The sequence below is a fragment of the Actinoplanes sp. NPDC051411 genome (genome assembly GCF_040682075.1).
GTDB lineage: Bacteria > Actinomycetota > Actinomycetes > Mycobacteriales > Micromonosporaceae > Actinoplanes.
Genome location: NZ_JBFBAD010000004.1, coordinates 141,189 through 166,637, shown reverse-complemented (window position 1 = coordinate 166,637; position 25,449 = coordinate 141,189). Strand labels below are relative to the sequence as shown.

General features: G+C 72.1%; 29 protein-coding genes and 1 pseudogene. 18 read left to right on the top strand and 12 right to left on the bottom strand.

All coding sequences use genetic code 11. The features are described 5' to 3' along the window. Positions 1–222 carry a hypothetical protein gene (locus AB0M88_RS03700; RefSeq protein WP_364094838.1) on the bottom strand — a complete coding sequence of 74 codons (222 nt, stop codon included), beginning with the start codon at positions 220–222 and terminating at the stop codon, positions 1–3. 520 nt (positions 223–742) lie between these two features. On the opposite strand from AB0M88_RS03700, the gene AB0M88_RS03695 reads away from it, so the two are divergent. The 3 genes from AB0M88_RS03695 to AB0M88_RS03685 all read left to right on the top strand — a co-directional run bounded on the left by AB0M88_RS03695 (position 743) and on the right by AB0M88_RS03685 (position 4,019). Next, positions 743–1,885, top strand: a complete 1,143-nt coding sequence (locus AB0M88_RS03695; RefSeq protein WP_364094835.1) for a MoxR family ATPase — start codon at positions 743–745, stop codon at positions 1,883–1,885. 206 nt (positions 1,886–2,091) lie between these two features. Next, complete coding sequence (locus tag AB0M88_RS03690; protein WP_364094917.1) at positions 2,092–3,072, top strand: DUF58 domain-containing protein; 981 nt, start codon at positions 2,092–2,094, stop codon at positions 3,070–3,072. Next, entirely contained in the window at positions 3,069–4,019 is a 951-nt protein-coding gene (locus tag AB0M88_RS03685) for a VWA domain-containing protein (protein ID WP_364094832.1), read from the top strand. The genes AB0M88_RS03690 and AB0M88_RS03685 overlap by 4 nt, the downstream gene beginning before the upstream one ends. Before the next feature lie 471 nt (positions 4,020–4,490). On the opposite strand, the gene AB0M88_RS03680 is transcribed toward AB0M88_RS03685, so the two are convergent. The 3 genes from AB0M88_RS03680 to AB0M88_RS03670 all read right to left on the bottom strand — a co-directional run bounded on the left by AB0M88_RS03680 (position 4,491) and on the right by AB0M88_RS03670 (position 7,357). Beyond that, the gene (locus AB0M88_RS03680; RefSeq protein WP_364094829.1) at positions 4,491–5,402 is read right to left on the bottom strand and encodes an alpha/beta hydrolase; all 912 of its coding nucleotides are present in this window, start codon (positions 5,400–5,402) and stop codon (positions 4,491–4,493) included. Positions 5,403–5,465: 63 nt separating this feature from the next. Next, entirely contained in the window at positions 5,466–6,113 is a 648-nt protein-coding gene (locus AB0M88_RS03675; RefSeq protein WP_364094826.1) for a response regulator transcription factor, read from the bottom strand. Further along, complete coding sequence (locus tag AB0M88_RS03670) at positions 6,110–7,357, bottom strand: histidine kinase (RefSeq protein ID WP_364094825.1); 1,248 nt, start codon at positions 7,355–7,357, stop codon at positions 6,110–6,112. Before AB0M88_RS03670 ends, AB0M88_RS03675 begins: the two co-directional genes overlap by 4 nt. Before the next feature lie 86 nt (positions 7,358–7,443). Here AB0M88_RS03670 and fabG point away from each other — a divergent pair, with 86 nt between their 5' ends. From fabG to AB0M88_RS03650, 4 genes are read left to right on the top strand one after another with little or no spacing between them, the layout of a single operon-like run. Continuing rightward, positions 7,444–8,148 (top strand): 3-oxoacyl-ACP reductase FabG, encoded by a 705-nt coding sequence (gene fabG, locus AB0M88_RS03665; RefSeq protein WP_364094822.1) that lies wholly within the window; start codon positions 7,444–7,446, stop codon positions 8,146–8,148. 27 nt (positions 8,149–8,175) lie between these two features. Next, positions 8,176–8,943, top strand: coding sequence for an enoyl-ACP reductase FabI (gene fabI / locus AB0M88_RS03660; protein WP_364094819.1), 768 nt, complete (start codon positions 8,176–8,178; stop codon positions 8,941–8,943). A 20-nt stretch (positions 8,944–8,963) separates the two neighbouring features. Further along, the gene (locus AB0M88_RS03655) at positions 8,964–9,980 is read left to right on the top strand and encodes a ferrochelatase (RefSeq protein WP_364094816.1); all 1,017 of its coding nucleotides are present in this window, start codon (positions 8,964–8,966) and stop codon (positions 9,978–9,980) included. Continuing rightward, positions 9,980–10,759 (top strand): HAD-IIA family hydrolase, encoded by a 780-nt coding sequence (locus AB0M88_RS03650; protein ID WP_364094813.1) that lies wholly within the window; start codon positions 9,980–9,982, stop codon positions 10,757–10,759. Before AB0M88_RS03655 ends, AB0M88_RS03650 begins: the two co-directional genes overlap by 1 nt. Here the strand turns inward: AB0M88_RS03650 and AB0M88_RS03645 are convergent. Next, on the bottom strand, positions 10,756–11,430 hold the full coding sequence (locus AB0M88_RS03645) for an MBL fold metallo-hydrolase (RefSeq protein WP_364094810.1): 675 nt from the start codon (positions 11,428–11,430) through the stop codon (positions 10,756–10,758). The two genes, AB0M88_RS03650 and AB0M88_RS03645, sit on opposite strands and share 4 nt — an antisense overlap. Before the next feature lie 66 nt (positions 11,431–11,496). On the opposite strand from AB0M88_RS03645, the gene AB0M88_RS03640 reads away from it, so the two are divergent. Further along, positions 11,497–11,898, top strand: a complete 402-nt coding sequence (locus AB0M88_RS03640) for a helix-turn-helix domain-containing protein (protein ID WP_364094807.1) — start codon at positions 11,497–11,499, stop codon at positions 11,896–11,898. On the opposite strand, the gene AB0M88_RS03635 is transcribed toward AB0M88_RS03640, so the two are convergent. Then, the gene (locus AB0M88_RS03635) at positions 11,846–12,649 is read right to left on the bottom strand and encodes a TIGR02569 family protein (protein ID WP_364094805.1); all 804 of its coding nucleotides are present in this window, start codon (positions 12,647–12,649) and stop codon (positions 11,846–11,848) included. The two genes, AB0M88_RS03640 and AB0M88_RS03635, sit on opposite strands and share 53 nt — an antisense overlap. Before the next feature lie 69 nt (positions 12,650–12,718). Here AB0M88_RS03635 and AB0M88_RS03630 point away from each other — a divergent pair, with 69 nt between their 5' ends. After that, positions 12,719–13,033 (top strand): hypothetical protein, encoded by a 315-nt coding sequence (locus AB0M88_RS03630; RefSeq protein ID WP_364094803.1) that lies wholly within the window; start codon positions 12,719–12,721, stop codon positions 13,031–13,033. 104 nt (positions 13,034–13,137) lie between these two features. On the opposite strand, the gene AB0M88_RS03625 is transcribed toward AB0M88_RS03630, so the two are convergent. After that, positions 13,138–13,596 carry a GNAT family N-acetyltransferase gene (locus AB0M88_RS03625; protein WP_364094802.1) on the bottom strand — a complete coding sequence of 153 codons (459 nt, stop codon included), beginning with the start codon at positions 13,594–13,596 and terminating at the stop codon, positions 13,138–13,140. Between the two features lie 107 nt (positions 13,597–13,703). Here AB0M88_RS03625 and AB0M88_RS03620 point away from each other — a divergent pair, with 107 nt between their 5' ends. Next, positions 13,704–14,558, top strand: a complete 855-nt coding sequence (locus tag AB0M88_RS03620; RefSeq protein WP_364094799.1) for a L,D-transpeptidase — start codon at positions 13,704–13,706, stop codon at positions 14,556–14,558. Positions 14,559–14,578: 20 nt separating this feature from the next. Further along, positions 14,579–14,983: an NUDIX domain-containing protein gene (locus tag AB0M88_RS03615; protein ID WP_364094798.1), complete on the top strand. Its 405-nt coding sequence runs from the start codon at positions 14,579–14,581 to the stop codon at positions 14,981–14,983. Between the two features lie 101 nt (positions 14,984–15,084). Here AB0M88_RS03615 and AB0M88_RS03610 read toward each other — a convergent pair whose 3' ends face one another. Together AB0M88_RS03610 and AB0M88_RS03605 are read right to left on the bottom strand one after the other, a co-directional pair. Then, on the bottom strand, positions 15,085–15,576 hold the full coding sequence (locus AB0M88_RS03610) for an NUDIX domain-containing protein (protein WP_364094797.1): 492 nt from the start codon (positions 15,574–15,576) through the stop codon (positions 15,085–15,087). Beyond that, positions 15,569–16,351 (bottom strand): hypothetical protein, encoded by a 783-nt coding sequence (locus tag AB0M88_RS03605; RefSeq protein WP_364094794.1) that lies wholly within the window; start codon positions 16,349–16,351, stop codon positions 15,569–15,571. The genes AB0M88_RS03610 and AB0M88_RS03605 overlap by 8 nt, the downstream gene beginning before the upstream one ends. A gap of 88 nt (positions 16,352–16,439) precedes the next feature. Between AB0M88_RS03605 and AB0M88_RS03600 the strand changes: the two genes are divergently transcribed. After that, entirely contained in the window at positions 16,440–17,237 is a 798-nt protein-coding gene (locus AB0M88_RS03600; RefSeq protein WP_364094792.1) for a DUF3097 domain-containing protein, read from the top strand. Here the strand turns inward: AB0M88_RS03600 and AB0M88_RS03595 are convergent. Then, positions 17,224–18,558 carry a PLP-dependent aminotransferase family protein gene (locus AB0M88_RS03595; protein ID WP_364094914.1) on the bottom strand — a complete coding sequence of 445 codons (1,335 nt, stop codon included), beginning with the start codon at positions 18,556–18,558 and terminating at the stop codon, positions 17,224–17,226. The genes AB0M88_RS03600 and AB0M88_RS03595 overlap by 14 nt on opposite strands. 203 nt (positions 18,559–18,761) lie before the next feature. Between AB0M88_RS03595 and AB0M88_RS03590 the strand changes: the two are divergent. Further along, positions 18,762–19,064: pseudogene (locus AB0M88_RS03590) on the top strand (EamA family transporter); the annotation flags it as partial. A 94-nt stretch (positions 19,065–19,158) separates the two neighbouring features. Continuing rightward, positions 19,159–19,596, top strand: coding sequence for an EamA family transporter (locus tag AB0M88_RS03585; RefSeq protein WP_364094789.1), 438 nt, complete (start codon positions 19,159–19,161; stop codon positions 19,594–19,596). Here AB0M88_RS03585 and AB0M88_RS03580 read toward each other — a convergent pair. Beyond that, positions 19,568–20,875 (bottom strand): serine hydrolase domain-containing protein, encoded by a 1,308-nt coding sequence (locus AB0M88_RS03580; protein ID WP_364094788.1) that lies wholly within the window; start codon positions 20,873–20,875, stop codon positions 19,568–19,570. The two genes, AB0M88_RS03585 and AB0M88_RS03580, sit on opposite strands and share 29 nt — an antisense overlap. 100 nt (positions 20,876–20,975) lie before the next feature. On the opposite strand from AB0M88_RS03580, the gene AB0M88_RS03575 reads away from it, so the two are divergent. Together AB0M88_RS03575 and AB0M88_RS03570 are read left to right on the top strand one after the other, a co-directional pair. Next, complete coding sequence (locus tag AB0M88_RS03575; RefSeq protein ID WP_364094786.1) at positions 20,976–21,425, top strand: NfeD family protein; 450 nt, start codon at positions 20,976–20,978, stop codon at positions 21,423–21,425. Positions 21,426–21,446: 21 nt separating this feature from the next. Next, a complete protein-coding gene (locus AB0M88_RS03570; protein WP_364094783.1) occupies positions 21,447–22,583 on the top strand; it encodes an SPFH domain-containing protein in 1,137 nt (378 codons plus the stop codon). A gap of 69 nt (positions 22,584–22,652) precedes the next feature. Here the strand turns inward: AB0M88_RS03570 and AB0M88_RS03565 are convergent, their stop codons facing one another. Continuing rightward, positions 22,653–23,633, bottom strand: coding sequence for a hypothetical protein (locus AB0M88_RS03565; RefSeq protein WP_364094780.1), 981 nt, complete (start codon positions 23,631–23,633; stop codon positions 22,653–22,655). Between the two features lie 484 nt (positions 23,634–24,117). On the opposite strand from AB0M88_RS03565, the gene AB0M88_RS03560 reads away from it, so the two are divergent. Continuing rightward, complete coding sequence (locus tag AB0M88_RS03560; protein ID WP_364094778.1) at positions 24,118–24,792, top strand: hypothetical protein; 675 nt, start codon at positions 24,118–24,120, stop codon at positions 24,790–24,792. A 51-nt stretch (positions 24,793–24,843) separates the two neighbouring features. Continuing rightward, positions 24,844–25,431, top strand: a complete 588-nt coding sequence (locus tag AB0M88_RS03555; RefSeq protein ID WP_364094777.1) for a dihydrofolate reductase family protein — start codon at positions 24,844–24,846, stop codon at positions 25,429–25,431. The last annotated feature ends 18 nt before the right edge of the window (positions 25,432–25,449 follow it).

The window sequence follows — 25,449 nt, the reverse complement described above, 5'->3', positions numbered from 1 at the left end:
CTAGGAGATCGGCGCGTCCGCCGCCGCACCGAAGGGCGTCACCTCGCGCAGGAAACCCCGCACCTCGAGAAACCCGCCCAGCGATTCACGATGATCGTCGCAGGCCAGCCAGGTCTTCCGGTATTCCGGCGCGTGCAACTTCGGGTTGTTCCACCGCAGCTGCCACGTCGCGCCGGCCCGGCACGCCTTGGCCGAACACTGCACCGCCGGCCCCTCACCCATCACCCAACGATAGCCGCGGCCCCACCTCAACCACCGCACCGCGGGGTCTGGGGGCTCGGGCCCCCAGGGGAAAATAAAAGAGCGCCCTCAGGTCCGCGCATCTTGCGGACAGAGGACGCCTAGGCGTCTGTTACGTCGCCGGGCGACCACGGGGGAAGCCGCCCGGCGACGAGACGAATGTTACACGGTTCTGCGGAGGGCGCATCCTCCCAGTACGGGTGCCCGTTCCGGCGCATCGCGCAGAAAGATCGACACGACCGGACCATGGCGTCTGCCTGCGACGCCGCGTAATAGCCGCGCCCTGTTCGGTGGACAACTCCGAAATTTGTCGGACCCGGCTGGTTGCCTGGACCCCACCCAGTGCCGGGGTGGGGGAGGCGCGGGCTGCTCGGGTCGCGGGGCACTCGGGGGTCGTCGCGGGGCCACGGCGACGAAACGGGCCTACCGGCGGCACTCTCCCAGGTCGGTCGTGTAAGTCTTGAGCGTCGATAGCCGTTCGCGACCCTGCTGTGGAGGACCGGTGGCCCAGCCGACCACGCCCGAGACCGACCGCCCCGAGGCGCCCGTGCCCCCGGCGCAGGACGCGACCCAGCTCGAACGCGCCATGTTCGAGGTCAAGCGGGTGATCGTGGGGCAGGACCGGATGGTCGAGCGGATGTTCGTCGCCCTCCTCGCCCGCGGCCACTGCCTGCTCGAGGGCGTTCCCGGCGTGGCCAAGACCCTGGCCGTCGAGACGCTGGCCCGGGTGGTCGGCGGCACGTTCTCGCGGGTCCAGTTCACGCCCGACCTGGTGCCGGCCGACATCGTCGGCACCCGCATCTACCGGCAGTCGAGCGAGAAGTTCGACGTCGAACTGGGGCCGGTGTTCGTCAACTTCCTGCTCGCCGACGAGATCAACCGGGCGCCGGCCAAGGTGCAGTCGGCGCTGCTCGAGGTGATGGCCGAGCACCAGGTGTCGATCGGCGGGCAGACCCACGAGGTGCCCGACCCGTTCCTGGTCATGGCGACGCAGAACCCGATCGAGCAGGAGGGCGTCTACCCGCTGCCCGAGGCCCAGCGCGACCGCTTCCTCATGAAGATCCTGGTCGGCTACCCGACCGACGCCGAGGAGCGCGAGATCGTCTACCGCATGGGCGTGAACCCGCCCGAGGCCAAGGCGGTCTTCACCCCGGAAGACCTGCTCGGCCTGCAGCGCCGGGCCGACCAGGTGTTCGTGCACAACGCGCTGGTCGACTACACGGTGCGGCTGGTGCTGGCGACCCGCGCCCCGGCCCAGCACGGCATGCCCGACGTCGCCCAGCTCATTCAGTACGGTGCGAGCCCCCGCGCCTCGCTCGGCATCGTGCGGGCGACCCGCGCGCTGGCCCTGCTCCGCGGCCGTGACTACGCGCTTCCCCAAGACCTGCAGGACATCGCGCCCGACATCCTGCGGCACCGCCTGGTGCTGAGCTACGACGCGCTGGCCGACGACATCCCGGCGGACCACATCGTGGCGCGCATCATGCAGACTGTGCCGATGCCCTCGGTCGCCGCCCGCCAGGGCACGTCGCCCGGCCAGCAGTTCACCAACGGCCAGCCGCCCAACGGCCAGATGCCGGTGAGCGGGGTGCCGGCCGGCAGCCATCCCTACCCGCAGGCGGCGGTGTGGCCGGCCCAGCAGTGACGCAGCCCCCGCCCGGCGACGGCCGCCCGCCCGCCAACGGCGGCACCGGCCCCACCGCGCCCGGCGGTGCCGGCTGGGCCGCGAACGGCGGTGGCGGCTGGGCCGCGAACGGCGGTGGCGGCTGGGCCGCGAACGGCGGTGGCGGGGCGGCGGCCAACGGTGGTGTGCGGTCGGCGGCGGGCGGGGAGGGCCGGTCGTCGGCCGGCATCGAGGACTCGACCGCGCGGGCCGAGGCGGTGCTCGGGCGGCTTCAGCTGCTGGTGACGCGGAAGCTGGACGGGTTGCTGCAGGGCGACTACGTGGGGCTGCTCCCGGGGCCGGGCAGCGAGGCCGGGGAGTCCCGCGAATACCGGCCGGGCGACGACGTGCGGCGGATGGACTGGCCGGTCACCGCGCGCACCACGCTGCCGCACGTGCGCCGGACGGTTGCCGACCGCGAGCTGGAGACCTGGCTGGCCGTCGACCTGTCGGCGAGCCTCGAGTTCGGCACCGCGCGCTGGCTCAAGAGCGACCTCGTGCTGGCCGCGGCGACTGCTATGGCGCATCTGACGGTTCGGGGCGGTAACCGGATCGGTGCGGTCGTCGGGACCGGCTCCGGCGTACGCCCGCCGGAGCGTGCCGCCCGGTGGCGCCGGAAGCCGGCCGCCGCGCCCGAGTCGCACCCGCAGGCTCCGTTTGTGCGTCTGCCGGCCCGGCCGGGCCGCAAGGAGGCGCAGGGGCTGCTGCGCGGGATCGCCCGCACCCGGATCCTGCCGGGCCGGGCCGACCTCGGCGCCCTGATCGAAATGCTCAACCGGCCGCCGCGGCGCCGGGGCGTGGCCGTGGTGATCTCCGACTTCATGGCGCCGGTCGAGGGGTGGGAGCGGCCGATCCGCAAGCTCGGGGTGCGGCACGACGTGCTCGCCGTCGAGGTTGTCGACCCGCGCGAGCTGGAACTGCCCGACGTCGGGGTGCTCACCCTGGCCGATCCCGAGAGCGGCCTGCTGCACGAGGTGCAGACGGCCGACCCGGAGCTGCGCCGCCGCTACGCCGAGGCGGCCGGCGAGCAGCGCGCCGCGATCGCCCGGGCGCTGCGCGCGGCCGGCGCCTCCCACCTGCGCCTGCGCACCGACACCGACTGGCTGCTGGACATGGTCCGATTCGTGGCCGCCCAGCGACACGCCCGCACGCGAGGGACCACGCGATGATCCGTTTCCTGTCGCCCTGGTGGCTGCTGACGCTGCTGCCCGTGGCGCTCACCGCCGCCTTCTACGTGTTCCGGCAGTTCCGCCGCCGGCAGTACGCGATGCGGTTCACCAACGTCGACCTGCTGCGCACGCTGGCGCCCCGCGGCCTGGGCTGGCGCCGGCACGTGTCGGCGCTGGCGTTCCTGCTCAGCCTGCTCGGCCTGGGGCTGGCCATGGCCCGGCCGTCGGTCGACCAGAAGGAGCCGCTGGAGCGGGCCACGGTGATCCTGGCGATCGACGTGTCGCTGTCGATGGAGGCCGACGACGTGGCGCCGACCCGGATCGAGGCGGCGCAGGAGGCGGCCCGGGCGTTCGTCAAGGAGCTGCCGCCGAGCTACAACCTGGGGCTGGTGTCGTTCGCGAAGTCGGCCAACGTGCTGGTGTCGCCGACCAAGGACCGCAACGCGGTGATCGCCGGCATCGACGGGTTGTCGCTGGCCGAGGCGACGGCGACCGGCGAGGCCGTGTTCACCTCGCTCGACGCCATCAAGTCGGTGCCGGCCGACGGGGCCGCCGGCGCGCCGCCGGCCCGCATCGTGCTGCTCTCCGACGGCTATCGCACGTCGGGCCGGTCGATCGAGGACGCCGAGACGGCGGCGTCGCAGGCCAACGTGCCGGTGTCGACGATCGCGTTCGGCACCGACAACGGGGTCGTCGACATCCGGGGTGCGCTGCAGAAGGTCCCGGTCGACCGGGTGTCGCTGCAGCAGCTGGCCGACAAGACCAAGGGCCACTTCTACGAGGCGGCGTCGGTCAGCGAGCTCAAGAAGGTCTATGAGGACATGGGCAGTTCGATCGGCCACCGGGTGGAGTCACGCGAGGTGACCCAGTGGTACGCCGGTGCCGCGCTGCTCTTCGGCTTGTGCGCGGCGGCGCTGAGTCTTCTGTGGACGAGCCGTCTGCCCTAGCTTGCCGGGCGGTGTCATGACTCGTGGTCGTCCGTGGCCCGCGAAGCCTCGCGGGCATCGGATAACCACGGGCCACAACACCGGCCCTGGAACCTCAGGGGTGGACGAGTACGAACAGGACGACCACCCAGGCGGCGGCGAGGGTGAAGCTGAGGGGCGCAACGAAGTTCTTCATGGTTCGACTTCTTCCGCTGCAGTGACGTGGCGAATGGTTCACGCGCGCTTGTCACAGTCGCGGCCGGCACCCGGGCATCCTTGAGTCGCGGCGCGCACGACAACCCGGCCTGGACGCGCGAAGGCGGCAACCAGCCAGGGGATGCGGGGGCGGACGAGAGGATCTTCAGCGGCTCAGAGGCGCTGAATGATCAGGCCCGGCCACGACTAGGAGGATCGCTATCTCGCACAGCGATCACCTCCTCAAAGTCGCAGCAAACTCACAGGCCGACCGGAACTGTACCCCTTAAGGCACAGCTAAGAAACGCGCCCCGGCACGTCGTGTCGAGGACCACCCGAGAGGACGATGTCGGTGACCGCTCGGAGGGTGGCGCTGCCCGGAACCAGGTAGTAATCGTGACCGGCGACACCGTCGGTGGGCAGCAGGTGTGCGCCGAAGCCGGACGAGGTCGGGCGCTTGCCCAGGCCCAGCCCCAGGATACGCAGCTGGGGGATCCGCCGGATCCAATCCGCGGGAGCCTGAGCCGCCCAGACGGTCGCGCCGCCGAGATCCGAGGCATGGTTCACGCCGAGCCCGGGCGAGCCGAGGGTGACCACGTCGCGCACCTCGGGCAGGTGCCGGGCGGCCATTCCGACCACCATCGAGCCGTAGCTGTGTCCGATAAGTGACACCGAAGCGGCCGGGCTCTGGGCGAGCACATCGTGCACGAAGGTGGTCAGCGCGGCCGCCCCGGTGCGGGCCCGGCCCTCGGTCGCGGCGGCCAGGTCGATGCCGTCCGGCGTGTCGTAGCCGAGCCAGGAGATGACCGCGGTGTCCCGGCTGCGCTTGCTCAGCTGCTCGTACAGGGTTTTGCCCTGCACGCCGGGAGCGCGCCGGGCGACCCCGCCGAGGCCGCGCTCGAAGTCGGTCAGCGTCGTGCCCACGCCGGGCACCAGGATCGCGATGTGCTTGGCGGTCGACAGGTCGCCGAACACCTCGGCGGCGCGGCCGTCGCCGGCCGGGTCGAAGAAGAGGAAGCGGCGTCCCTCGCCGGCCCAGGTCGCGTACGGGCAGCCGGTGGCGAGCATGCGCACGGCCGTCTCGCGGTAGGCCTCCGAGAACGCCGGCAGGTGCTGGACGGCCGGCGTGGGAGTGGCCGCCGAAGCCGGCCGGGGCACCGGGTTGAGGGTGGTGGCGAGCAGCAGGGTGACGACCGGAAGGATTCGCATGGGCCGTAGATTCCGGCCGCATATAGACCCCGATCGTCACACCGGAGAGGTCACTTGCCGGTGCTACCCGGGTATGACGAGACCCGTCTCGTAGGCGAAAACGACCGCCTGGGCACGGTCGCGGAGGTTGAGTTTGGCCAGCACCCGGCCGACGTGGGTCTTCACCGTCTGCTCGGCGACCACCAGGTCTTCGGCGATCTCGGTGTTGGAGCGGCCGCGGGCGATCAGGCGCAGCACGTCAGTCTCGCGCGGGGTCAGGGCGTTGAGGGCGGTCGGGCGGGGCTTGTTGGCGGCCGGGCGGGCGGCGAACTCGGCGATCAGGCGCCGGGTCACCGACGGCGCGAGCAGGGCCTCTCCCGAGGCCACGACGCGTACGGCGTTGATCAGGTCAGCCGCGGGAGCGTCCTTGAGCAGGAAGCCGCTCGCACCCGCCCGCAGTGCCTCGTAGACGTAGTCGTCGAGGTCGAACGTGGTCAGGATCAGGACCTTCGGGCCGTCGGCACCGAGGCGGCGGGTCGCCTCCAGGCCGTCCATGACCGGCATGCGGATGTCCATCAGCACCACGTCGGGCCGCAGGTCGCGCGACTGCCGCACCGCGGCCTCGCCGTCGGACGCGTCGCCCACCACCGCGATGTCGGGCTGCGCGTTGAGCAGCGCGCCGAAGCCTTCGCGGACCATCGCCTGGTCGTCCGCGATCAGCACCTTGATCATGCACCGGTCCCCTCGCCAGCCCCCTGGTCACCGATCGGCAGGATGGCGCTCACCACGAACTCGCCGCCCACCGGTCCGGCCGACAGCGTGCCACCCAGCAGCGTCGAGCGCTCACGCATCCCCGCGAGGCCGTGTCCGCGGGAGCCGCCGCTCGGCTCCCGGAGCGGGGGTTTTCGCGGCAAGGGGTTGCTGACGAGGAGGAGCAGGCGGTCGGAAGTGCCGCGAGCCCGGACGGTCACCGGGCCGTCCGGCGCGTGGCGCGCCGCGTTGGCGAGGGCTTCCTGCACGATCCGGTACGCCGCGAGCCCCACCGTCGGCGGCACCCCGTTGAGCCCCTCCGACTCGACCGCCACGTCGAGCCCGGCGGCGCGGGCGGTCTCGACCAGCGCGTCGACGTCGGCGAGTCCGGGCTGGGGCTCGGTCAGCGTCTCCTCCTTCTCGGAGCGCAGCACGCCGAGCAGCCGCCGCATGTCGGTCAGGGCGTCGCGGGCGGCCGACGCGATCGTCGCCAGCTCGGCCCGGGTCTCCTCGGTCATGCCGGGCACCCGGAACGGCGCGGTCTCGGCCCGCACGGCGATCATCGACATGTGGTGGGCGACCACGTCGTGCATCTCGCGGGCGATGCGGGTGCGCTCCTCGAGGATCGCCCGCTTGGCCCGTTCGAGCTCGGTGAGCTCGTTCTGCTCGGCGACCAGTTCGCCGGTGCGGCGGCGCCGGGCGAAGATGTCGCCGATCGACGCGATCGCGACCAGCAGCACCGCGGCGCCCCACGCGTTGGCCGGCGGGGCATAGAGGAAGACCGTGCCCACGCTCAGCGCGGTCGCCCAGAACGTCAGCCACGACTCCCGGCTGACCACGGCCAGCCGGCCGAGCACGAACAGGAAGACGAAGATCTGCACGGGGTTCCACGGCCAGGGCTCCTTCGGCCCCTCGTTGACCGTGCCGAGGAACATCATCAGGAAGGCCAGGCGCCAGGCCAGGACGGGCCGGGTGTACGCGGCGACGGCCGGCAGCACGGAGCCGACCGCGAGCGCCCACACCGCCAGGGGCACCAGCGAATGCCGGTTGGCCAGCAGATATTGCCCGGCGGCCGCACCCAGTCCGATGAGAGCCAGCAACGCGATCGGAAGCGCGTACGAAATGAAGCGAACGCGTGCCGCGGGTCGCGGCACCTCCTTGCCGAAGAAGAGCCGGCGCAACGGCCCCATCACGGCGCGCCCGGCTCCCGGACCGCTAGTCTCCATCCCGGCAGGTTACGGCGGGCGGCTGGCCCCGTCGTCCTACCGAGGTGCCACCCCGGCACCCCTACCTGGGTATGAGGAGCGTTGTCGTGGCTCGGACGGTGTTGGTGACCGGAGGTAACCGGGGGATCGGCCTGTCGATCGCGCAGGCGTTCGCGAAGGAAGGCGACCGGGTCGCCGTCACGCACCGCGGCTCCGGTGCTCCCGAGGGCCTGTTCGGCGTGCAGTGCGACATCACCGACTCGGCACAGGTCGACGCGGCGTTCACCACGATCGAGAAGGAACTGGGCCCGGTCGAGGTGCTGGTGGCCAACGCCGGCATCACCGACGACACGCTGCTGCTGCGCATGAGCGAGGAGCAGTTCGACCGGGTGATCGACACCAACCTGGCCGGCGCGTTCCGGGTCGCCAAGCGCGCGAGCGGCAAGATGCTGCGGGCCAAGTGGGGCCGCATGATCTTCATTTCGTCGGTCGTCGGGCTCTACGGCGGCCCGGGCCAGGTCAACTACGCCGCGAGCAAGGCCGGCCTGGTCGGTCTGGCCCGCAGCATCACCCGCGAGCTGGGCAGCCGCAACATCACGGCCAACGTGGTGGCGCCCGGCTTCATCGACACCGAGATGACCGCGGTGCTGTCCGAGGCGCGGCAGGCCGAGATCATCAAGGCGGTGCCGGCCGGGCGGCTGGCCACGCCGGACGAGGTGGCCGCCGCGGTGGTCTTCCTCGCCTCCGGGCCGGCCGCGTACATCAACGGCGCCGTGATCCCGGTCGACGGCGGCCTGGGCATGGGACACTGATTTTTTCCTTTTAGGGGGCTTTTTCCGTTGTCTGGACTTCTGGCCGGTAAGCGGCTGCTCGTCACCGGTGTGATCACCGACGCCTCGATCGCCTTCTCGGTGGCGAAGATCGCCCAGGAGCAGGGCGCCACCGTCGTGCTGACCGGATTCGGCCGGCTGTCCCTGGTCGAGCGGATCGCCAAGCGTCTGCCGTCGCCACCCCCGGTGATCGAGCTCGACGTGACCGACCCGGCTCATCTTCAGGCGCTCCCGGAGAAGGTCCGGGAGCACATGGACGGCATCGACGGTGTCGTCCACTCGATCGCGTTCGGGCCGCAGAGCGTGCTCGGGGGCGAGTTCCTCAACGCGCCGTGGGACGACGTGGCGAAGGCGCTACAGGTCTCGACGTACTCCTATAAAGCGCTCGCCGCCGCCTGCCTGCCGCTGATGCGGTCCGGCGGAAGCATCGTGGGGTTGACCTTCGACGCGACGAAGGCGTGGCCGGTCTACGACTGGATGGGCGTGGCCAAGGCCGGGCTCGAGTCGGCGTCGCGCTACCTCGCTCTGCACCTGGGCAAGCAGGGCATCCGCAGCAACCTGGTCTCGGCCGGCCCGCTGCGCACGATGGCGGCCAAGTCGATCCCCGGGTTCGAGCAGTTCGAGGACGCGTGGGCCCAGCGGGCGCCCCTCGGATGGGACCTGCACGACACGTCGGCGGCCGGCAAAGCCGTGTGCGCGCTGCTCTCGGACTGGTTCCCGGCCACCACGGGTGAGGTCGTTCACGTCGACGGGGGTTACCACGCGCTAGGCGCGTGACCCGGGAGGAGAATGGCAGGGTGGAGTACGACGCTTTCGTCCTGCTGTCCTTCGGCGGGCCGGAGAAACCGGACGACGTGATGCCGTTCCTGCGCAACGTGGTGCGCGGTCGCGGCGTGCCCGAGTCGCGGCTTCTCTCGGTGGCCGAACACTACATGCACTTCGGTGGTGTCTCGCCGATCAACGAGCAGTGCCGTTCGTTGCTCGCCGCGGTCTCACCCGGCCTGGGCATGCCGGCCTATTGGGGCAACCGGAACTGGCACCCCATGCTCGAGGACACCGTGGCGCGGATGCGCGACGACGGGGTGACCCACGCCCTCGGGTTCGCCACCAGCGCGTACGGCGGATATTCGTCGTGCCGGCAGTACTGGGAGGACATCGCCCGGGCCCGCGCCTTCGTCGGGCCCCGGGCGCCCCAGATCACCAAACTGCGGCAGTTCCACGACCATCCCGGATTCGTCGGGCCGCACGTGTCGGCGGTTCAGGCCGCGCTGGCCACCCTGCCCGCCGATCACCGCGAAACGACCCGGATCGTCTTCACCGCACACTCGATCCCGGTCGGCATGGCCGAACAGGCGGGCCCGCACGGCAACCGCTACACCGCCCAGCTCAACGAGACGGCCGCCCTGGTGCACGCGGGCGCCGCCCCCGACCTGTCGTGGGACCTGGTGTGGCAGAGCCGCTCCGGCCCGCCCCAGGTGCCGTGGCTCGAACCCGACGTCAACGACCACCTGCGGGTGCTGGCCGAAAAGGGCATCACCGACGTGGTGATCAGCCCGATCGGGTTCGTCTCCGACCACCTCGAAGTGCTCTGGGACCTCGACAACGAGGCCGCTTCAACAGCGAGTTCGCTGGGCCTGGGCTACGTCCGCGCGGCCACCCCCGGCACCGACCCGCGGTTCGTCACGATGGTCCGCGAACTGGTCGAGGAGCGCACCGCCGGGCGACCCCGGGCGCGGCTCGGTACGCTCCCGGTCTGGGACGACTGCCCCGGCGGTTGTTGTCCCACGCTGCAGCGACCCCCACGAGGAGACTGATGCCTGAGCGCAAGGCCGTCGAGAGCTGGCTCACCGACATGGACGGGGTGCTCGTCCACGAAGGTGTGCCGGTGCCGGGCGCCCCGGAGTTCGTCAACCGGATGAAGACGTCGGGCAAGCCGTTCCTGATCCTCACCAACAACTCGATCTACACGCCGCGCGACCTGCAGGCCCGGCTCAGCCGCATGGGCTTCGACGTGCCCGAACAGTCGATCTGGACGGCCGCCCTGGCCACCGCGCAGTTCCTGGCCGACCAGCGGCCCGGCGGCACGGCGTACGTGATCGGCGAGGCCGGCCTGACCACCGCGATGCACGCCGCGGGCTACGTGCTGACCGAGTTCGACCCCGACTACGTGGTGCTCGGCGAGACCCGCACCTACAGCTTCGAGGCCATCACCAAGGCCATCCGCCTGATCGACGACGGCGCCCGGTTCATCTGCACCAACCCCGACGCCACCGGCCCCTCCAACGAGGGCGCCCTCCCGGCCGCCGGCTCGGTCGCCGCCATGATCTCCAAGGCGACCGGCGTCGAGCCGTACTTCGTCGGCAAACCCAACCCGATGATGATGCGGTCGGCCCTCAACACGATCGAGGCCCACAGCGAGAGCACGGCGATGATCGGCGACCGGATGGACACCGACGTCCTGTGCGGGCTCGAGGCCGGCCTCGAAACGATCCTGGTGCTGACCGGCATCAGCACGCGCGCCGAGAGCGAGCGCTACCCGTACCGCCCGTCCCGCATCGTCAACTCGGTCGCCGACCTCATCAGCGAGGTCTAGGTCAGGCCCTGGAAATGCGCGCCCGCGAGCGCCGTCCGGGCGTCCCGGAAGCGGGCCAGCACCTCGCGGCGGCTGTAGGCGGCCAGGGCCGGATCGGTGTCGGAGCGGAAATGCCAGCCCGGGTGGTCGAACTGGGCCGGGTCGTGCAGCAGGTCGCCGAGCAGGAGCACGCGATCGGCCGTTCCCGGATCGGTGACGAGCAGGCAGGTGTGGCCCGGCGTGTGCCCGGGCGCCGGGACCGCCTCCAGGCCGGGCGGTAGGGCACCCAGGGAGCCGATCGCGCCGGTCAGCGGGGCGAGCACCCGGTCCGGATCCGGTCCGACGCCGCCCGGACGGGCGCACCAGTAGGCCCACTCGCGCTCGTCGACGAGGTATCGCGCGTTCGGGAAGGCCCCGGTCCAGCCGACGTGGTCGCGGTGCAGGTGGGTGAAGACGACCAGGTCGACGTCGGCCGGCGTGACATCGTGCCGGCCGAGGTTGTCCAGCAGCTCACCGCCGGGGCCGAGGCCGAGGTCGACCAGGACGGTCCGCTCCGGCGTACGGATCAGGAACGAGCCCACCCGCGCGACGATCTCGCCCCCGGTCCAGCCGCTCCCCGGGAAGAAATCCTCGGGACGGCCGCGCACCTCGGCGTCGGCCACAAAGCTGATCTCGGTTTCTCCCAGCATCATGGCCACACTCTCGGCCGGGCAGCGCCCGGCCGCCAGAACGCACTTGCAGGTGCGTAGCGTCGGCTCATGGCGACCAGACTCCGGGCCGGCTCCCTGCTGCCGGTCGAGAGCGACCGAAACTGTCCCACCACGTGCTCTACCCGGCAGACACTGGCCCGGCTGGCCGACCGCTGGACGGTCGTCCTGCTCGACAGCCTGGCCGGCGGCGAGAAGCGTTTCGCCGAACTCCGGGCGGCCGCGCCCGGCATCAGCGAGAAGATGCTGACCCAGACCCTCCGGAGCCTCGAACGCGACGGGCTCCTCGTGCGGCGGGTGCTTCCGTCCGTCCCGCCGGGCACCGAATATCACCTCACTGCCACCGGACGCTCGCTGCTCGGACCACTGGCGGCGGTCCGGGCCTGGGGACGCGAGCACATCACGGCGGTGGAGACGAGCCGGGCCGCGTACGACGAAGCACGGCGTGGATGACCGGGCGGTAGGCGTCCAGATGGCCGGCCAGGCCGGAGGTCCGGTCGTGGGTGACGATGCGGTAGACCAGAGCGCGGATCAGCATCTGCGGCCACTCCGGCTGGTGTGACCAGCGCTCGGCCAGGTCGGGACCGGCGCCGTACCAGCAGAGGGCGTCGGCGACCGCGACCGCGGACGCCCACGACGGGGGACGCCAGTAGAGCGGCCAGTCGATGACGGCCGGCGGCCGGCCCGGGGCGAACAGGACGTTGCCGGCCAGGTCGCCGTGGACCGCCTGGGCCGGCAGGCCGACCGGGTGGCGCGCCTCGAGCAGCGGCCGCAGCAGCTCCCGGGCGACCGGCGAAGCCTCCAACGGAGATTCCTCCCAGGCGACCCGGTCGCCGTCGGACCAGGGGTCGTCACGAACGTCGAGGAACGCGGGCCGGGCGACCTGAGCCAGCGCGGCGTGGAAGGCGATCCCGGTGCGGAGTACGTCGTCGGGCCGGCTCACGTCCGGCTCGCCCGGGAGGAAGCGGGACGCCTCCCAACCGTCCGAAACCCACTCGCCGTCCAGGGTCCGTACGGGCCGGGCCACCTGGAACTCCGGGTCTTCGGGCAGCTGGTCGAGCACTTCGGCCCGCCACAGCGTCTCGGGCAGGTATTCGACCGGTTTGAGGACCAGGTCGCCGGCTCGCCACGTACCCCCTTTGCCGCCGGCCAGGCGAACCGGCTCGCCCACCGCGCCGAAGGCTTTGACCGGAGGCGTGATCACGCGATCAGTATTCCTTGACCACTAGGGTGATGATGCGGACGGACGACACCGCGGGGGAGAGGCAGTTCAATGACACCGGACGAGCACTACATCCGAGCCGAGCAGTTGGCCGGCCAGGCCGCCGGCACCTTCCAGATGATCATCGACACGAGCGCCGAGCGCTCGATCGACGCCGACATCCGGGCCGCCTGGTTCGCCGAGATGGGCGTCCTCGCCCGGCTCGCCCAGGTCCACGCCACCCTCGCCACCCGCACGGCCCCCGCCCCGGCCTACCCGCCGCCCTACCAGCCCGCCGGCGCCTATCCCGAGCAGCCCGTGCCCTATCCGGGCCAGCCCGCCCCGGCCCCGCAGTCGCCGCCGGCCTGGACCCCGCCCGGGATCTGACCACGGTCAGGACGGCCAGCCCGCCACGACGTCGTCGGGCCTCGCACTGCCGTGACGGCGTCGGCCGGCCGGCCCCGGACCGGCCGACCACGAGCCGGCCGGTGCTAAACGGAGAGCTCGTAGTGGCGCAGGCGGACCGGGGCGCCGGCCGGCGTGGTCCAGGCGGCCGTCGTCGAGTGGGTGTGCCGCCAGCCCGCGGCTTCGTACAGGGCGATCGCCGAGGAGCGGCCGTCGTCGACCACCTCGAGGACCAGGGGGCGGCGCACCGACGCGGCCGCCGCCAGCAGGGCCGAGGCGACCGCGCGGCGGCGGGCCGCCGGCGGAACGAACAGGCGGGCCAGCTCCAGTTCGCCCGACGGCCGGTTCACCAGCAGGGCGTGGCCGGCCAGCGGGACGTCGTCGAGCGACGCCACCCAGGCGGCGGCCAGTTCCGGCGGGGTGAGCCAGGCGGCCGGGTCGGCCGGCCAGTTCGTGGGGTAGCCGTCGGCCTCGTGGACCTCACGGAGCGCGGCCACGCAGGCGTCCAGGTCGGCCGGGGTGCGGGGGCGGATCGACACGTCCATCCGATCATCATGCCGGTGGGCCGAACGGTCTGATCGGGGTCCTTCGAAGAGGTGGCCGGGCCGACCCGGGTGCCGCGTCGATGGGCCGAGGGCCTAGCGTGGGCGGCGTGTCGCGTCTGCTTCGTCCGTCCCGGATCGTGCCGGCCGCGCTGGTTCTCCTCGTCGCGGTGGCCGTCGCCGTGTGGGCGCTGCGGTCGCCGGGCACGACCACGCACTGGGTCCAGCCGGCGGTCCGGCCCTCGGCCCCGGCGAGCAGCGCGCCCCCACGCCAGCTCGTCGTCCGCAAGGCGCCGCGCGACCTTCCCGTGATCAGCTACACCAAGGTGCCGGGCGGGTTCCCGGCCGATCAGGCGTCGGCGTCGACCACGCCGCTGACCGAGGGCGTGCAACCCAACGACCGGGTGGTGGTCTACGACGCGCCGGGCGGGCAGCCCCGGGCCTACCTGCCGGCCGAGATCAGCGGCGTCGACGTGACCGTGCCGGTGGTCGGCCGCGACCAGGGGTGGACGGCGGTGCTGCTGCCGTCGGTCGACCGGACGATCGGCTGGCTCGCCCCGGGCCACGACTTCTCCACCGCCCAGCTGCACGACCAGCTGATCCTCAAGCGGGGCGACCACGAGCTGACGTGGCTGCGCGACGGCGTACGCAAGGGAAGCTGGACCGTCGCGACCGGGGCCAGCCAGACGCCGACGCCGTTGGGCCGCACGTTCGTGCTCGGGCGCACGGTGACCGACGGCGACGAATACGCGGGGCTCGACGCTCTCGTGCTCGGCGCGGTGCCGGAGCAGAAGGAGGCGCTGGCGCCCGGCCTGCAGGACGGGCACACGGCGATCCACAGCTGGTATCACGCGTCGGTCTTCGGCCACGACATCTCCAACGGCTGCATCCGGGTGCCGAAGACGGGCCAGAAGGCGCTGCTCGACGAGATCCCGTCCGGCACCAGCGTGAGCATCGTCGCCTGAGGAACGGGGTGCAACAGGCCGTGCCTGACACTGTGATCGCGGCTGCCTGGGTGGTCGTGCGGGACCGGCGGGTGCTGGTCGTCCGCGCCTACGACTCGGACGCGTTCTATCTGCCCGGCGGCAAACCGGAGCCGGGCGAGTCGTACGCCCAGGCCGCCGCCCGCGAGGTCCTGGAAGAGGTCGGCATGGTCGTCGACCCCGCGGCCCTGACCGCCTTCGCCGACTTCGTCGCCCCGGCCCACAACCGTCCGCCCGGCACCCGGGTCCGCCTGATCTGCTTCGAGGGCGGCGACCCCGGCGGCGACCCGAAGCCGGCCAACGAGATCGCCGAGCTGGCCTGGTTCGGCGAGGGCGACGCCCAGCGCACCGCACCCGCGATCCGTCTCGTGCTGGCCCAGCTGGTCAGCGAGGGCCGCATCGACTGAAACCAGCGCCTGCCAGGCGCCCCGGCGCTGCGTGATGGCAGGCCGAACGTCGTATCGAACCGCTCGACGGCGAACGGTGCGACCTCGATATGACCGAAGGTCTAGGCGCGGGCGAAGAAGCGGTTGGCGATGGCCGTGTGGATGCTGAAGCCGAGTTCGGCCGGGCCGTACAGGATTTCCCAGCCGAGCGACTCGTCGTTGGCGGAGGGCGGCTTGAGATCGGACGCCGACGCGAGCGGGGGCAGCAGGCCGAAGACGAGCAGCGTGCCGTCGGGGGCGCTCACCGTGTCGAACAGCTGGACCGTCGCCGGGTCGGCGGTCAGGCCGGTCTCTTCCTCGAGTTCGCGGACCGCGGCCGCCTGCCACGTCTCGTCGACCTCGACGTAGCCGCCCGGCAGCGCGAGGAGTTCGCGGGCCGGCGGGATGGCCCGGCGCACCGCGAGCAGGCCCGAGCCGACCGGCTGCACCGCGACCGCGACCGGCTTGGGGTTGAGATAGCTGGTTTCGCCGCAGGCCGCGCAGCGCCGCGGCCACGGCTGGTGGCGGGTGAACCGCGCCCCGCAGAACGTGCAGTGCGCGAACTTGTCAGGCATGGAGCGGCGAATTGCAGGCGGCCACCAGGGCTTGGCGGCACGCGTTGGTCAGCGGGCGCAGCGCGGCGTCGCGCTGCTGGGCCTCATAACCGTTGACCGCGGCGCCGGGCGCGTTGAGGTCGGCCAGCGCGAGCACCTGGTCGAGCACGCTGGCCCGGGCGAACAGGCGGCGGGCCCGCGGGTCGAAGCCGGGCGGCAGGGTGGCCGTGCTCTCCGGGCGGCGCAGCGCCTGCAGGGCGCCGGCCAGCTCGGGTTTCCACTGGGCGATGTCGAGCTTGGTGAGCTGGGCGGTGGCCTCGCCGAGCGCGACGGTCAGCTCGCCCTCGGCCTCGGCCGCGCCGAGCTGGAAGACCGGCTTGTATTCCTGGACCGGGAAGAACCGCCACAGCACCGTCTCGAACTCCATGCCGGAGCCCGAGACGTGCCGCTGCACCTGCGGGACCACGCCGAACGACGGGGTCATCACCGCCTCGCCGGTCAGCAGCGCGGCGCCGGTCAGCTCACCCGGGCCGGGCAGGCCGCGCGGGTCGCCGGGCGCCGGCAGGACCAGCCGGATCTCGTCGGGGTGCAGCTTGGCGAAGACCGGCAGGGCCTGCGGCAGGGGCACGTCGGTCCAGGTGCCGGGGGCGTCGGCGACGAGGTGCTCCTCGTCGGCCGCGATCTCGTCGGACACCTCGTCGAACGGCACCAGGCCGGCGCGCCAGGCGCGCACCCAGGTCACGAACCGGGTCGAGCGCCGCGCGGTGCGGACGGCCGCATCAGCAGCGGGGGACATGCGAGCAAGGGTACGTGCCGATTGGGAAGGTTGTCTCGGCCGGAGCGTCATAATCCACGTGTCCCAACGCACGGGTTACCGTGCGGACATGTATGGGGAGGATGTACTCAAGTCCGATTGGCGCAAGCGCCGTAAGGTGCCCCAGGTGGAGGCCGAGCCCGACCTGGTCGTGGAGGACGCCGATTCCGGATTCTGCGGTGCCGTGGTGGGTTTCGAATCAGGCGCGGTCGTGCTCGAGGACCGTTTCGGCAAACGTCGGAACTTCCCGTTGTCGCCCGCCGCTTTTCTGCTCGACGGCAAGGCGGTCACCCTGACGAAGCCGGCCTTGCCCGCGGAGAAGAAGACCAGGATCACCGCCTCCGGCTCGATCGCCGTGGACCATGTCCAGGCCCAGGTGGCCAAGGCCAGCCGGATCTGGGTCGAGGGCATTCACGACGCCGCGCTCATCGAACGCATCTGGGGCGACGACCTGCGGATCGAGGGCATCGTGGTCGAACCGCTGGACGGCATCGACGACCTGGCGGCGGAGGTGCGGAATTTCCGCCCCGGACCGCGACGAAAGGTCGGCGTGCTCGTCGACCACCTGGTGCCGGGCTCCAAGGAGAGCCGCATCGTCGCCGCCGTCACCGACCCGAACGTGCTGGTCACCGGCCATCCGTACATCGACATCTGGCAGGCGGTGAAGCCGCAGCGGGTCGGCCTGTCGAAGTGGCCGGTGATTCCGCCCGGCCGCCCGTGGAAGGAGGGCATCTGCCAGGCGGTCGGGGTGCGCGAGCCGGCCGACATGTGGCGGCGCATCCTCAAGTCGGTGAGCAGCTACAAGGACGTCGAGACGCCGCTGATCAACTCGATGGAGCGGCTGATCGACTTCGTCACCGTCCCGTAAAGGCGTCCGCGAGTCGTTCCCCGACGGACGCGAGGCGGTCCGGTGGCTGGGCGGCATAGCCGATGACGAGGCCGGGCGGCCCCGGCGCGATCCGGTGCCAGGACAGCGGGTGGACGAGCACCCCGGCCGCGGCGGCTTGAGCGGCCAGCACGGTGTCGGGCGTGTCGCCGTCCATCATGACCAGCAGGTGCAGGCCGGCCGCGACGCCCGCGACGCGGGCGCCCGGCAGATGGGTGCGGAGACCGGCGAGCAGGGCGTCGCGGCGGCGGCGCTGACGCGTACGCACGTGCCGCAGGTGCCGCTCGTAGTCGCCCGAGGCCAGCAGCCGGGCCAGCACCAGCTGGGGCAGCGCCGGATTGCCGAGGTCGGTGGCGTGCTTCGCGGCGAGCAGGTCGGCCTGCCGGCGGCGGGGCGCGACGAGCCAGCCCAGGCGCATCCCGGGCGCGAGCGATTTGCTGACGCTTCCCGCGTACGCGACGTGGTCGGGCAACGCCCCCTGCAGGGCGGCCACCGGGGTGCGGTCGTAGCGGTGTTCCGCGTCGTAGTCGTCCTCGACGATCAGTCCGCCCCCGGCCGCCCAGGTCAGGAGCGCGCGGCGCCGGGACGGGCTCAGCACGACCCCGGTCGGGAACTGGTGGGCCGGGGTCAGCACGGCCACCGGCTCGGTGAGGGCGTCGACCCGGACGCCCTCGTCGTCGACGGGCGCGGGCACGCTGCGTACGCCCCAGTGCGCGAGTTGATCTCGCGCCCCTCGGGATCCGGGGTCCTCGACCGCGACCGCGGTCGTTCCCGCCGCGTGGAAGGTCTGCGCCAGCAGGCCGAGTGCCTGCGCGACGCCGCTGACCACGATCACGTCGTCGGGTTCGGCGCGCACGCCCCGGGTGCGGGCCAGCCAGGCCGCCAGCTCGGCCCGCAACCGCGGGGTGCCGCCCGGATCGCCATAACCCAGGTCGGCGGCGGAGACCTCGGCGAGAACCGCGCGCTCGGCGCGCAACCATCCCGTACGCGGAAAGGCCGCGAGATCGGGCACGCCCGGCGACAGGTCCAGATCGATGCCGTCGGCCGGCGGGAGCGGCAGCCGCAGCCGGTCGAGCAGCCGGCGGCGGTCGCGCGGCTCGCCGGCCGGAGTGCCCTGGGCGATCACCACCGTGCCGGCGCCGGTCCGCGCGCCGGCCAGCCCTTCGTCGATCAGCCGCTGGTAGGCCTCGACGACGACGCCGCGCGAGATCCCCAGCTCCTCGGCGAGGCGCCGGGTCGCGGGCAGCGCGGAACCGGTGGGCAGCCGGCCCTGGCCGATCGCGTCCCGCAGGCCCTCGGTCAGCCAGGTGGTCAGGCCGTGCCGGGGCGCGTCCTCTTTGACCAGCTGAAGGAAGTCGCTTCCGGGAATTGGTCCACTCCTTGGTGCTCCGATTGGTCCTTCAACTGGACCATACGCGGGTTGAACCTGGTGACGTGACCGCTACTGTGCTCGTCCCGCCGCGTACGGAATCTCAGCTTGCCGCCGGCCTGGCCGGCGCCCTCGGCATGGTCTTCGTCGGCGGCAGCGTCGCCGTCTCCGGAGCTCTCGCCGGGGCCCCGGTCCTGACCGTGCAGGCTCTCCGCTACGCCGTGGCCTGCCTTTTGCTGCTGGTGTTCGCCCGCCGGTCGGGGGTGCGGCTCGTGCGGCCGCGGGGCGCCGAGTGGCTGTGGCTGGGCGGGGTCGTGGTGACCGGAATGCTGTTTTTCAACGTGGCGCTGGTGCAGGGCGCCCGGCACGCCGAACCGGCGGTGCTCGGGGTGGCGGTGGCGTGCGTGCCGATCCTGCTCGCGGTGGCCGGGCCGATGCTGCAGGGGCACCGGCCGCTCCCTCGGCTCGTGCTCGCGGCCGCGGTCGTGACTGCCGGAGCGGGGACTGGTCCAGGGGCTGGGCCGGGCCGATCACGTGGGGCTTCTGTGGGCGCTGGTGACGTTCGCCTGCGAGGCCGGGTTCACGCTGCTGGCGATGCCGGTGCTGGGGCGCGTCGGACCGTTGGGGGTGTCGGTGCACTCGACGTGGATGGCCGCGCTGGTGTTCGCGGCCGGCGGGCTGTTCTTCGAGGGGCCTTCGGCGGTCTTGCGGCTGTCGGCGGACGACCTGTTCGCCGGGGCCTATCTGGCGGTCGCGGTTACGGCGGTCGCGTTCGTGCTCTGGTATACGTGCGTGTCGCGGCTGGGGGCGGCCCGGGCCGGGCTGCTGACCGGGATCGCGCCGATCGCGGCCGCGGTGACCGGGGTGTTGATGGGCGGGGCGATGCCCCGGCCGCTGGTCTGGGCCGGAGTGCTGACCGTCGCTTGTGGGCTGGGGCTGGGGCTCAGGCGAGGTGCCGGGGGTCGCGGCTGAAGACGAAGGTCGCCACGTCGATCTTGTCGACCTGGCCGGTCTCGGGGTCGCGGAGCACGGCCAGAATCTCGCCCTCGTTGTCGCCGTCGACGCCCCGCCAGCGGTCCGGAGCCTCCCGGACGAACCGCGAACCATGCCCGTCCGCGGTCATCTCCACCGCGTCGCCGTCGGCCGTCACCTCGTACTCCCGGCCCATCCACCACCAGCGCCCGCAGATCTCCGCCGCCTCGCCCTCGGCCGGCACCGGCGGCTGCCACATCGCCCGGGCGGCCGGCTCGGCGCCGACCACCGCGTCCAGCGCGGCCAGGCCGACCTCCTTGATGCTGGTCCCGGTCAGGCTGTACGAGTTGGCGAACACCACCACCCCGAGCCGGGACTTGCGGTGCACCGACAGGTGGGCCAGGTAGCCCGGCATCGAACCCCCGTGCCCGACGTAGACCCGCTCGCCGACCCGGAACAACTGCGGGCCCAGCCCGTGCCCGCCGGTCCACGACTCCAGATCGTGGATCACCACCGGCGTGCACATCTCGTCGACCGTCTCCCGGGCCAGCACCGCCGGCGCCGGATCGGTCAGGAAGGCCGCCCACTTCGCCATGTCGGTCGCGGTCGACCAGAGCTGGCCGGCCGGCGCCATCGCCCCGGCGTCACAGCGCGGCTCTTCGTGCAGCGTGCCGCCCAGCTGATGCACCACATAGCCGCGGGCGAACGGTTCGACCGGCAGATAGGTCGTCCGTTTCATGCCCAGCGGGTCGAGCACCCGCTTGGCGGCCAGCGACTGCCAGCTCTCCCCGGTCACCCGCTCCAGCACCGCCCCGAGCAGCCCGTACGCCAGGTTGGAGTAGCGGAAGCGGCGGAACGGGGCGCCGTACAGCTTGTCGTAGCCCAGCTCGGCCAGCAGCTGGTCGACGTCGCCGCCGTCGCGCCGCTCCCACCACGCGCCGTCCGGCTCCCGCTGCAGGCCCGACACGTGCCCGAGCAGCTGGCGCAGGGTCACCCCGCCGACCGGGGTGCCCGGCAGGTGGCGGTACAGCAGGTCGTCAAGGGCGAAGAACCCTTCGTCGCGCAGCTGCATCACCATCGCCGCGGTCATCGTCTTGGTGATCGAGCCCAGCCGGTACTGCGTCTTCGCGTCCGGCCGGGGCTGCTCGCCGATTCCGGCGAAATGCAGGACCGCGCGGTCGCGGACCACGGCGAGCGCGAGGGACGGCGTACGCCCCTGGGCCTGCGCGCGAGCGGCGATCTCGTCGACCCGGCGTGCGGTGTCCGGCAGCAACGACACGGTGGACCCCTTCGATAATTGACTCATGGGCTTAACTGCCCGCCTCGGTTTCCGGAAACGCGGGATCGCAGTATGTGCGTACACGTGTCACGATCGAAGGGTGGAAGCGATTCTCTGGATCGTGCTCGGCGTCGTACTCGCCATCGCCGAGGCTTTCACGGCGTCCCTGTTCATCATTTTCTTCGCAGTCGGCGCTCTGGCCGCGGGCGGAGTGGCCGCGCTCGGTGCGCCCCTGCTCCTCCAGGTGATCACTTTCGCTGTGGTTTCCGGGCTGTCGGTGGCCGCGCTGCGGCCGATCATCCTGCGACATGCCAAGTCGTCGGCCGAGACCGGCGACACCCCGTTCGGGCTGGAGGCGATCGAGGGCGGTCACGGCACCGTCCTCGAAGAGGTCGACGGCGATCAGGGAATGATCAAGATCGACGGCGAGATGTGGCAGGCCCGCGCGTTCGACCATCAGGAGAAATACCTTCCCGGCGAACGCGTGCGAGTCATCAAAGTCATCGGCGCCACCGTCATCGTGTGGCGTGACGATCTGCCGAATTTTTAGAGCCGAAAATAGAGAGGCGCCATGGAAGCAGTGATCGGTGTTCTCATCCTGGTGATCCTGATCTTCGCCATCACCACGCTGGTGCGGTCGGTCCGGGTCGTCCCGCAGCAGCGGATGGACGTGGTCGAGCGCCTGGGCAAATACAAGCGGACGTTGAGCCCGGGCCTCAACCTGCTGGTCCCGTTCGTCGACTCGGTCCGCAACAAGCTGGACATGCGCGAGGCGGTCGTCTCCTTCCCGCCCCAGCCCGTGATCACTTCCGACAACCTGGTCGTCTCGATCGACACGGTTCTCTATTACAAGATCGTCGACCCGGTCCGGGCCACCTACGAGATCTCCGGCTATCTTCAGGCGATCGAGCAGCTGACCGTCACCACGCTGCGCAACGTGATCGGCTCCCTCGACCTCGAGCGGGCCCTGACCAGCCGCGACGAGATCAACCGTCATCTGTCGAGCGTGCTCGACGAGACGACCGGCCGCTGGGGCATCAAGGTCACCCGGGTCGAGATCAAGGCGATCGAACCGCCGCCCAGCATCCGTGACTCGATGGAGAAGCAGATGCGGGCCGAGCGGGAGCGGCGCGCGACGATCCTCAACGCGGAAGGCCACAAGCAGGCGGCGATCCTCACCGCCGAGGGTGAGAAGCAGGCCTCGGTGCTGCGGGCCGACGGTGACCGGCAGTCCCGCATCCTCCAGGCCGAGGGCCAGGCCAAGGCCATCCGCACGGTCTTCGACGCGATCCACCAGGCCAACCCGTCGCAGAAGGTGCTGGCCTACCAATACCTGCAGGCTCTGCCCCAGATCGCGAACGGCACCGCCAACAAGGTCTGGATCGTCCCGACCGAACTGAGCAAGGCCCTCGACGGCATCGGCGGCGCGCTCGGCGGCCTGGCCAACATGGTCGGCGACGTGCCGACCTCCGGGGTCGACGCCGCATCGGTCGAGCGCGAGGCGGCCGAGGCCGCCCGGGCGGCAGCCGCCGAGGCGGCCAAGGTCGACGAGGCCGTACGCACGGCGGAGGCCCAGGTCAGCGGCGACACCCCAGCGGTCGACCCGGACCGCGCGGCCGCCCTGCCGGCCCCCGACCCGATCCCGCCGTCGGCCGCCCTGGGCAGCGCCGACTACAACGGACAGCAGCAGGAGCCCGAGCGGGCCTGATTCCCGCCGCGCACGAAAATGGCCGGTCCCGCCTCATCGCGGGGACCGGCCATCGTCGTCTTTCCGGCGTCAGTCGGCCGCGGACGCCGACTTCGACGGGTCGGCGGTGGCGCTGTCGGACGGCGCCGCGGTAGCGCTGTCCGTCGGCTCGGCGGTGGCGCTGTCCGTCGGCTCGGCGGTGGCGCTGGCCGACGGGTCGGCGCTCGGCGGTGCGGTCTGGTCGGCGCCGCCGTTGTCGCCCGCACCGGCGCCGGCACCGGCGATGCCGGCCGCGGTCTTGGCGTCGGCCAGCGCGAGGCAGGCCTGCAGGAGGCTGGCCTGGGCCGAGGTCACGGCGGCCTGCGCGGCGGCGTTACCCGCCTGGTCGCCGGCCTGGCCCGCCTGGTCACCGGCGTCGCCGGCATTGCCGGCATTGCCGGCGTCACCTGCGGCCTCGCTCGCCGAGGCGGACGGGTCGGCTGCCTTGTCGCCGGCCTTGGCCGCGGCCTTCTTCTTCGCCGCGGCTACCGCCTTGGCCCACTTCTTCGCCAGCTGCTTGTTCTTGGCGGCCGCGGCGGCCTTGGCCGCCTTCCCGGCGGCGGCCTTGTGGCCAGCGGCCTTGTCACCAGCGGCCTTGTCGCCAGCGGCTTTGTCGCCAGCGGCTTTGTCGCCGGCCGCTTTGTCGCCAGCCGCTTTGTCGCCGGCCTTTCCGGCCGCGTCGTCGCCCGCCGCGGCTTGATCGTCGCCGGCGTTCTGGTCGGCGCCGTTCTGCGCGTTCTGGTCGGCCGCCGCCGCGTCCGCCGCGAACGTGTCGCACGCCGTTTCGAGGGCCGCCGCCGACGCGAGCGCCGCGTCGTCCGCGCCCTGCTCCTGCTGCGGCGCCAGCTTCTCGCCGTCGCAGAGCACGTCCCCGCCGTTGATCTCCAGCTTCGCGCACTTGGACACGTCGAACTGCTGCCCGTCCACGGTGACGATCTTCGCCGCGGCCGGCGTCGTGCTCGCCGACGCGAGCTGCACGCCGGCCAGCCCGCCCGCGGTCAGCACACCCGCGACGACGACCGCCCCGATCACTTTGCGCCGGTTCCCATTACCCCGGATCCTTCGGTACGCCCGCGATCTCATCATCACTCCTCGTCGAGACTTGATGTGCCGGATGCGTGCCAGTACGGACCTTTCCGCCGTACCGGTTCAACGCGTTCCGTCGATGCCGCTCCGCCGAGCCCTCCGCGGCACCGGTGTCTTCGCAGGCCAGACGGTCTGCGCGAGCTGTCTGGAAAAACTTCAAAAAACACCATGATCAATGGCCGAAGCCGGCATCTTCCGACGGCCGCCATCACTCTCCGTTCGTATCCACAGTGCAGCCTTGACACCGGCGGGGCCTGTCCACAGCCCTCCCCGTGATCTTCAAATTCGCGCGACAATCGACACGGGGGAGGCCCCCAAGGTGGTTTTTGGGGATTTGGCCGCATTCTTGGCGCGCGTTTGTCATGCTGCTCGCGCAGGATTCCGACGGTTACCCCTGGGCCGCTCGGCTGAGCCCACACGAGGCGGCGCCATGAGCATCAGCCATCACCACACGGCGAGCGGTCGGCCGCTGCGGGTCTCTCCGGCCTGGGTCGGGGGTGCGCGTCCGGCCGCCGGCGCGACGGTCCATCCGCATCTTCCCGTACGCGAGGCGGTCTGGATCTGGTCGGTCCGCCGTTACGCCCGTCTGGCCCTCTGGGCACTGCCCGCGGCCGCGCTGCTGGTCGGCTGGAGTTCGCTCGGCGTCAACCCGATCCCGGGCACGCTCGTCGTCGAGTTGGCCGCCGCCTGGCTCAGCCTGGTCGCCATGATCGCGCTGGCCGGGTTGCTGGCCGGATCGCGTACGCATCGTCCCGCCCTCGCCGGCCTCCTCTTCGGCCTGGCCGGGTTCCTGATCGCCCTGCCGGTGGCGGCGTTGCCGGCCGGCGTGGCGGCCGACGGCTCGCCGTTGACCGCCGGGACGATGCACACGGTGACCTTGGCCGGGGCGGCCTGCAGCGCCGGTGGCTGGCTGTTGCTGGGCTGGGCGGTCTTCCGGTCCAAGCTGGTCAACCCGGCCGACGGGGTGCTGCTGATGCTGGCCGCGGCGGCGATCGGAGCCACCCCGTTCGCCAAGGGGCCCCTACCGACGGTAGGGGCTCTTCTTCTGCTGGCCGCCGGCACCGGCCTGGCCTGGACCGGCAGCCGGCTGATACCGCGGGTTTGACGCTTCCCGCCGGTGGCATGCTCAGGGAGCACGCCGCTGGAAGGAGCGCTCATGCCCAAGGTCGTCGCCGACATCTCCGTGTCGCTGGACGGTTTCGTCACCGGTCCCGACGCCGGTCCCGAGCTCGGCCTGGGCCGCGGCGGCGAGGGCCTGCACACCTGGGCGCTCGAGCCCGACGCCGTCGACCGTGAGGTTCTCGACGAGGCGGTCGACGCGACCGGCGTGGTCGTCATGGGCCGCCGGCTGTTCGACATCATCGACGCCCCCGACGGCTGGAACGACGAGATGGGCTACGGCGCCGGCCGCGCCGCCCAGCCCCCGCTGCTCGTTGTCACCCGCACGCCGCCGGCCGAGGTCCGGCTGGCCGACCGCACCACGTTCATCGTCGGCGGCATCCGGTCCGCGGTCGCCAAGGGCGTCGCCATGTCCGACGAGCGCGACGTGGTCGTCATGGGCGGCGGCCACACCGTCCGAACCGCCATCGAGGCCGGCGTGGTCGACGAGCTCCGCCTCCACCTGGCCCCGGTCCTGCTCGGCGGCGGCACACCCCTGTTCACCGGGGCCGGACCCCGCTCGTTGCGCCAGATCCACGTCCGCGCGTCGGCCCACGCCACCCACCTGACCTACCGGCTCGACTGACCGGCCGTCCGCTGATGG

What these genes read in the sequence shown, in the direction of transcription:
- AB0M88_RS03555 (WP_364094777.1), top strand. Translation starts at nt 24,844, where the DNA reads ATGCCCAAGGTCGTCGCCGACATCTCCGTGTCGCTGGACGGTTTCGTC.
- AB0M88_RS03560 (WP_364094778.1), top strand. Translation starts at nt 24,118, where the DNA reads ATGAGCATCAGCCATCACCACACGGCGAGCGGTCGGCCGCTGCGGGTC.
- AB0M88_RS03625 (WP_364094802.1), bottom strand. Translation starts at nt 13,596, where the DNA reads ATGGACGTGTCGATCCGCCCCCGCACCCCGGCCGACCTGGACGCCTGC.
- AB0M88_RS03685 (WP_364094832.1), top strand. Translation starts at nt 3,069, where the DNA reads ATGATCCGTTTCCTGTCGCCCTGGTGGCTGCTGACGCTGCTGCCCGTG.
- AB0M88_RS03610 (WP_364094797.1), bottom strand. Translation starts at nt 15,576, where the DNA reads ATGCCTGACAAGTTCGCGCACTGCACGTTCTGCGGGGCGCGGTTCACC.
- AB0M88_RS03640 (WP_364094807.1), top strand. Translation starts at nt 11,497, where the DNA reads ATGGCGACCAGACTCCGGGCCGGCTCCCTGCTGCCGGTCGAGAGCGAC.
- AB0M88_RS03600 (WP_364094792.1), top strand. Translation starts at nt 16,440, where the DNA reads ATGTATGGGGAGGATGTACTCAAGTCCGATTGGCGCAAGCGCCGTAAG.
- AB0M88_RS03630 (WP_364094803.1), top strand. Translation starts at nt 12,719, where the DNA reads ATGACACCGGACGAGCACTACATCCGAGCCGAGCAGTTGGCCGGCCAG.
- AB0M88_RS03670 (WP_364094825.1), bottom strand. Translation starts at nt 7,357, where the DNA reads ATGGAGACTAGCGGTCCGGGAGCCGGGCGCGCCGTGATGGGGCCGTTG.
- AB0M88_RS03650 (WP_364094813.1), top strand. Translation starts at nt 9,980, where the DNA reads ATGCCTGAGCGCAAGGCCGTCGAGAGCTGGCTCACCGACATGGACGGG.
- AB0M88_RS03680 (WP_364094829.1), bottom strand. Translation starts at nt 5,402, where the DNA reads ATGCGAATCCTTCCGGTCGTCACCCTGCTGCTCGCCACCACCCTCAAC.
- AB0M88_RS03605 (WP_364094794.1), bottom strand. Translation starts at nt 16,351, where the DNA reads ATGTCCCCCGCTGCTGATGCGGCCGTCCGCACCGCGCGGCGCTCGACC.
- AB0M88_RS03645 (WP_364094810.1), bottom strand. Translation starts at nt 11,430, where the DNA reads ATGATGCTGGGAGAAACCGAGATCAGCTTTGTGGCCGACGCCGAGGTG.
- AB0M88_RS03675 (WP_364094826.1), bottom strand. Translation starts at nt 6,113, where the DNA reads ATGATCAAGGTGCTGATCGCGGACGACCAGGCGATGGTCCGCGAAGGC.
- AB0M88_RS03700 (WP_364094838.1), bottom strand. Translation starts at nt 222, where the DNA reads ATGGGTGAGGGGCCGGCGGTGCAGTGTTCGGCCAAGGCGTGCCGGGCC.
- AB0M88_RS03570 (WP_364094783.1), top strand. Translation starts at nt 21,447, where the DNA reads ATGGAAGCAGTGATCGGTGTTCTCATCCTGGTGATCCTGATCTTCGCC.